The 4,951-nt window shown below is 57.0% G+C and carries 6 protein-coding genes and 1 pseudogene; 6 read left to right on the forward strand and 1 reads right to left on the reverse strand.

Annotated elements, in window-relative coordinates; translation table 11 throughout:
- Nucleotides 1-293, forward strand: a pseudogene (locus Q363_RS42455) (IS110 family transposase); the annotation flags it as partial.
- A 117-nt stretch (nucleotides 294-410) separates the two neighbouring features.
- Here the strand turns inward: Q363_RS42455 and Q363_RS39590 are convergent.
- Complete coding sequence (locus tag Q363_RS39590; protein WP_157467949.1) at nucleotides 411-893, reverse strand: transposase; 483 nt, start codon at nucleotides 891-893, stop codon at nucleotides 411-413.
- Nucleotides 894-1,199: 306 nt separating this feature from the next.
- Between Q363_RS39590 and Q363_RS30515 the strand changes: the two genes are divergently transcribed.
- The 5 genes from Q363_RS30515 to Q363_RS43410 all read left to right on the forward strand — a co-directional run.
- Complete coding sequence (locus Q363_RS30515) at nucleotides 1,200-2,465, forward strand: RNA polymerase sigma factor (protein WP_245632580.1); 1,266 nt, start codon at nucleotides 1,200-1,202, stop codon at nucleotides 2,463-2,465.
- Nucleotides 2,466-2,594: 129 nt separating this feature from the next.
- On the forward strand, nucleotides 2,595-2,972 hold the full coding sequence (locus tag Q363_RS30520) for a YciI family protein (RefSeq protein ID WP_035358274.1): 378 nt from the start codon (nucleotides 2,595-2,597) through the stop codon (nucleotides 2,970-2,972).
- Between the two features lie 50 nt (nucleotides 2,973-3,022).
- On the forward strand, nucleotides 3,023-3,616 hold the full coding sequence (locus Q363_RS30525) for a dihydrofolate reductase family protein (protein ID WP_051979569.1): 594 nt from the start codon (nucleotides 3,023-3,025) through the stop codon (nucleotides 3,614-3,616).
- A gap of 100 nt (nucleotides 3,617-3,716) precedes the next feature.
- The gene (locus Q363_RS30530) at nucleotides 3,717-4,118 is read left to right on the forward strand and encodes a YciI family protein (protein ID WP_035358275.1); all 402 of its coding nucleotides are present in this window, start codon (nucleotides 3,717-3,719) and stop codon (nucleotides 4,116-4,118) included.
- A gap of 616 nt (nucleotides 4,119-4,734) precedes the next feature.
- Nucleotides 4,735-4,951, forward strand: a 217-nt coding sequence (locus Q363_RS43410) for a hypothetical protein (protein WP_211256439.1), incomplete at its 3' end; no start/stop codon positions are given.

Raw genomic sequence — 4,951 nt, forward strand, 5'->3', positions numbered from 1 at the left:
AAAACCGAGTGACCATCGCTTTAAAGATGGCCGCCTGCACCTTGCGGACCAGCAATACCTATCTCGGAGCGCAGTTTCGTCGGCTGAGAACAAAACTCGGAGCCCCGGTGGCAATCAAGGCCATGGCCGCTAAGCTGGCCCGACTGGTGTACCGCATGCTGCGCTACGGCATGCAATTTGTAGACCGGGGGGCGGAGTTCTACGAGGCTCAAAACCGTAAGCTACAGATCAAATCTCTCAAGTGGAAGGCCGGCAAGCTCGGCTTCCAAATCATCGAAGCTCCCGCAGCTTAAAGCGAGTTTCTGGAGAGAGAGACTCGAGGCCTAGAGCACTCCGCTCCTTGGTCCACGAATTGCATCCCGTAACGCAGCATGCGATACACCAAGCGCGCGAGCTTGGCCGCCATCGCCTTAATCGCAACGGGGGGCCCCGAGCTTGGTTCGTAATCGGCGAAACTGCGCTCCCAAGTATGTATTGCTTAGCCGTAAGGTGCTGGCTGCCATTCGCAAGGCGATACTGGCCCGATTCTTGGTCGGTAGTCTCCCTTTGCCAATGATTTTGTCGCCGCTGATTCGATTGTCGGGACATAGCCGCAGCCAGGATACAAAATGGCTCTCCGTTTTCCATTTGCTCATATCGGATCCCGCTTCGCTGAGAATCGTCATCGCAGTGGTGACGTCAATCGCATCGATTTGGGTCAGGTCGGCACCAGTCATGCGAAACAACTCCGTGCGCAGGTCGAACTGTGGCGCATTCCCTTTCTTTTTCTTGCGAAGTCGTTCCCTCCGCTTCTCTTCCGGCAGACTGGCGCCTTGGCTCCGGTCCTCTTGCTGCTGGAGATATTGCTGCAGCAGCTGATCACATTGCGCGATTTGCGACCCCGAGCGTCGCAAGAACCGATTGGCTAACCATCGGGTAAGTAAACCTGGGCCTGCCTGGTTCCTGTAGACGCTCAAGCTGCTTGCGATTTCAGATGTTCTGCGTCGGAAACCGTTCTCCAGAAACTACTCTTGTAACTCTCGCTTTCAAGCTGCCGGAGCTTCGATGATTTGGAGTCCCAGTTTGGCGGCTTTTGATTTGAGATAGTTAATCTGCAGGTTGCGGTTTTGAGTCTCGTAGAAGAATTGTGGGTCGGGGAAACCTGAGCGCAGTTGTATTGAGCCACTCCGTTTGCTAGTTTGGCATAGATGCCGCCACCTGTGCCCGAACAACTCAGCAGGACCATTGAGACTCTCTACCGCTCGGAATCGGGCCGGGTTCTAGCGACGCTCGTGCGCCTCCTCGGAGACCTGGACCTGGCCGAAGAGTCGATGCACGAGGCGTTCGCTGCCGCTCTGGAGTCCTGGACGCTGGCTGGCATTCCGGACAAGCCACGCCCGTGGCTTATTTCAACGGCACGCTTCAAGGCCATAGACGCTATGCGCCGGCGCGCGCGCTTCGATGGAGCACAGAGAGATCTTGTTGCCCATATGGAATCGCGCGTCAACGACGCTCCCAGCGGGAATGAAGAGATTGGAGATGAAGAGATCGAGGACGATCGCCTCCGTCTGATTTTCACCTGCTGCCATCCCGCTCTGCCTCCGGAAGGACAGGTCGCGCTCACTCTTCGCGAAATCTGCGGCCTTACAACGGAAGAGATTGCCCGGGCATTTCTGGTTACGCCGGCAACGCTCGCCCAACGCATCGTGCGCGCCAAGGCAAAGATTCGAGAGACACCGATTCCATACGAGGTGCCGACGCCGCAGGAGTTGCCGGAGCGGCTGGACGCGGTGCTTCAGGTCATCTATCTCGTGTTTAACGAGGGTTACTCGGCTGCGGCGGGAGCGGAGGTAACGCGGGCCGAGCTAACCGGCGAGGCGATTCGATTGGGACGACTACTGACCGAACTCCAGCCAGAGCCGGAGGTCCCAAAGCCGGAAATCATGGGGCTGCTTTCCCTGATGTTGCTCCAGGAATCCCGTCGCGCCGCGAGAACCTCTCCGGCTGGAGAGCTGATTTTGCTGGAAAATCAAGACCGCTCGCTCTGGAACCGGGAGCAGATCGCGGAGGGAGTGGCATTGGTGGAGAAAGCCCTGAACTCCCGGCGCTTCGGTGCTTACACACTGCAGGCTGCGATCGCGGCCGTTCATGCTGAGGCGGAATCAACCGCTGCGACCGACTGGCGGCAGATTGTTGCGCTTTACAACCAATTGGTACGAATTCACCCTTCGCCAGTAGCACAGCTAAATCGTGCCGTGGCAATTGCCATGCGCGATGGCCCAGAGGCCGGTCTGGCGCATATCGACGCGGTCTTGGAACATGGCGAATTGGCAAATTACTACCTGGCGCATTCAGCCCGTGCGGATATGTACCGCAGGCTGGGCAGGACCGCTGAGGCCCGGTCCTCGTATGAGAAAGCTCTGGCGCTGACCCAACAGGAGCCGGAGCGGCATTTCCTGCAGGAGCGGATTCGGCAGCTGAAATAAAAATTGGGATAGCTGTCGATTTTCCGTCTCCCCAACGACTATAGGACAAAAGAACGATGAGCTACGGCTCCTGAATGAACAGGAAACGAGTCATCGGGAACATACCACAGAAACCAAGGAGAAAAAGTCATGCCACGGTATCTGGTTGCTAACTACCTCCCCGACGACTTCGACCCGTCCACTGTAACCGAAGCGATGATCGAAGAGATCCACGCGCTCAACCGCGAAATGATTGCTGCCGGCGTGAGGAAGTTCGCCTGCGGCATTTCCCCGGCCGCCAACGCCAAGACGGTGCGGAAGCAGTCCGACGGCACGGTGCTCGTCACCGACGGGCCGTACCTGGAGACCAAGGAGCACATAGGCGGCTTTTGGATACTGGAAGCCGCCGATATGGACGAGGTACTCGCGTGGGCGCGCAAGGGTTCCATCTCCTGCGATGCGGTGGGCGAGGTGCGCGAACTTCTATTCTTCCCGGCTCCGGAACAAGGACCCGGCGGAAGCAAGTAAACAGCCCGGGCCGCCGCGACTTGGGAACATTCGACGAAAAGGAGCTGAAAATGAGGAAGATCATAGCAACTGCATTTGTTTCGCTCGATGGCGTCATGCAGGGTCCCGGCGGCCCTCAAGAGGACACAAGCGGTGGATTCGATCTTGGCGGATGGACCACCAACTACCGCAGTGAAAAGTCTGGGGCTGCGGTACTGGAGATGGTGGGCACCCTCGACAAGCCATACGACCTGCTGCTGGGCCGCAAAACCTATGACAACTTTGCCGGCTTTTGGCCCAACGTTCCCGCCGACAATCCCATTGGGCCTGTGTTCACAAAAGCCAACAAATATGTGCTGACGAGCGGTTCAGCCAAACTTGAATGGGCCAACAGCCACAAGCTGCGCAACATTGATGAGTTGAAGAAGGTGAAAGCGGAGGAAGGTTCGGATATTGTCCTCTGGGGAAGCTCAACGCTCTATCCGCAACTGCTTGACGCCAATCTTATTGACCGCCTACTGTTGATGACCTTTCCGATAGTTCTCGGAAAGGGCAAAAGAATCTTTGGCAACACCAGCCATCAGGTCGCCCTGAAACTAATGAAATGCGAGGCTACGCCGACAGGCGTCATCATGGCGACTCATGAACAAACACCGGAAGGCTAAAAAAAACGCCTCTGCTGTCGATTTTCCCTGTGCGCGACGACTATAGGACGATCCAGCTCGCAAGGCTGTGCTGCTGATTCCCACCAAAAGGAGAAGAACAGTGAAATACCTCTGTTTTGGCTACTACGATAAAGGCAAATTCGATGGCATGACTGAGAGCGAGCGAAACGCCATGTTCGATACATGCTTTGAATATGACGACCATCTTCGCGCCAGCGGGCACTGGGCCGGTGGAGAAGCGCTTCAGGGGCCGGAGACCGCCCTGACCCTGTATTGGAAGAACGGCAAGGTGGCAACGACCGACGGCCCCTATGCCGAAACCAAAGAACAACTCGGCGGCATTCTCGTCCTTGAGGCGAGAGACATGAATCATGCTGTACAACTCATCGGCCAGCATCCGGCTCTGACGTATGGCAACATTTTCGAGATTCGGCCAGCGGCGGACATGAATGAAGCCATGAAGGCAAGCGAGCAGCGACGGAGACAGGTCGTTGCACCCTGAAGACGGTTCTAGTTTGTCACGGACGGAATCGACAAAGCGCTGGCACGCGCAAAGAAAACCGCGGCCAGCGCTGCAGCGATTTTCCGCAGCGCGAACTGTCAACTGTTGCCAACAGGGCCGAGGCACTCATCCAGACGGGCTGAAAGTCAAAGCGTCAGTTCCGGTCGATTTGTCGGCTAACCCCACCTTACTCCCCTGAACTCGAACCGGACATCGTCATGACCTAACCGCAACCGCGGCACCGCACGCCTCCGGCGTGGATGAGACTTTGCACACCCCCTTGGTGATCGCCGAAGGTTGCAAATGGAAGAATTTTGAGACCTTACATGTATGCGACGGGCAAGCGGCACTCCGGGAGGAAGCCATTCCCGCAACAGTGCAGAGTTACAGTTCGTCCGGCACCGGGCGCGCCTCCTGCTGCTCTCCCAGTGCATCGAAACAGAGTAGTGGGACCGGCACGACTTGCCCGGGTCACCCAAGTCATTGAGGAGGAGGGCGGAATGCTGAGAGTGATTGAAAGGAGGTTGCTCAATTTCGCACGCCTACTGCAACAGATTGTGAGCACGCATCTCCAAGCTGTTATGCCTGGAGCGTATCCGTCCGAGAGACAAGCTCCGTGATCGTTTTGAAAGTGCTTTTGTTAAGCGCGGTAGTGCTGCTGCTGCTAATACTGCTTGTCACAGTTTGGATCCTGCAGCCCACGTTCAGACGATCTCAAGGCCAGCTTTGGGTGCGTGGTGATCCAGTCCGTCTGCGCCAAGATGTTGCCGCACTCACCTCAATTCCCGGAGGCCGATCGTACCTCAACGGAACTGGCCTCGCAATCGCCGCCA

Origin of the sequence: Edaphobacter aggregans DSM 19364 (assembly GCF_000745965.1) — a bacterium.
Taxonomy (GTDB): Bacteria; Acidobacteriota; Terriglobia; order Terriglobales; family Acidobacteriaceae; genus Edaphobacter; species Edaphobacter aggregans.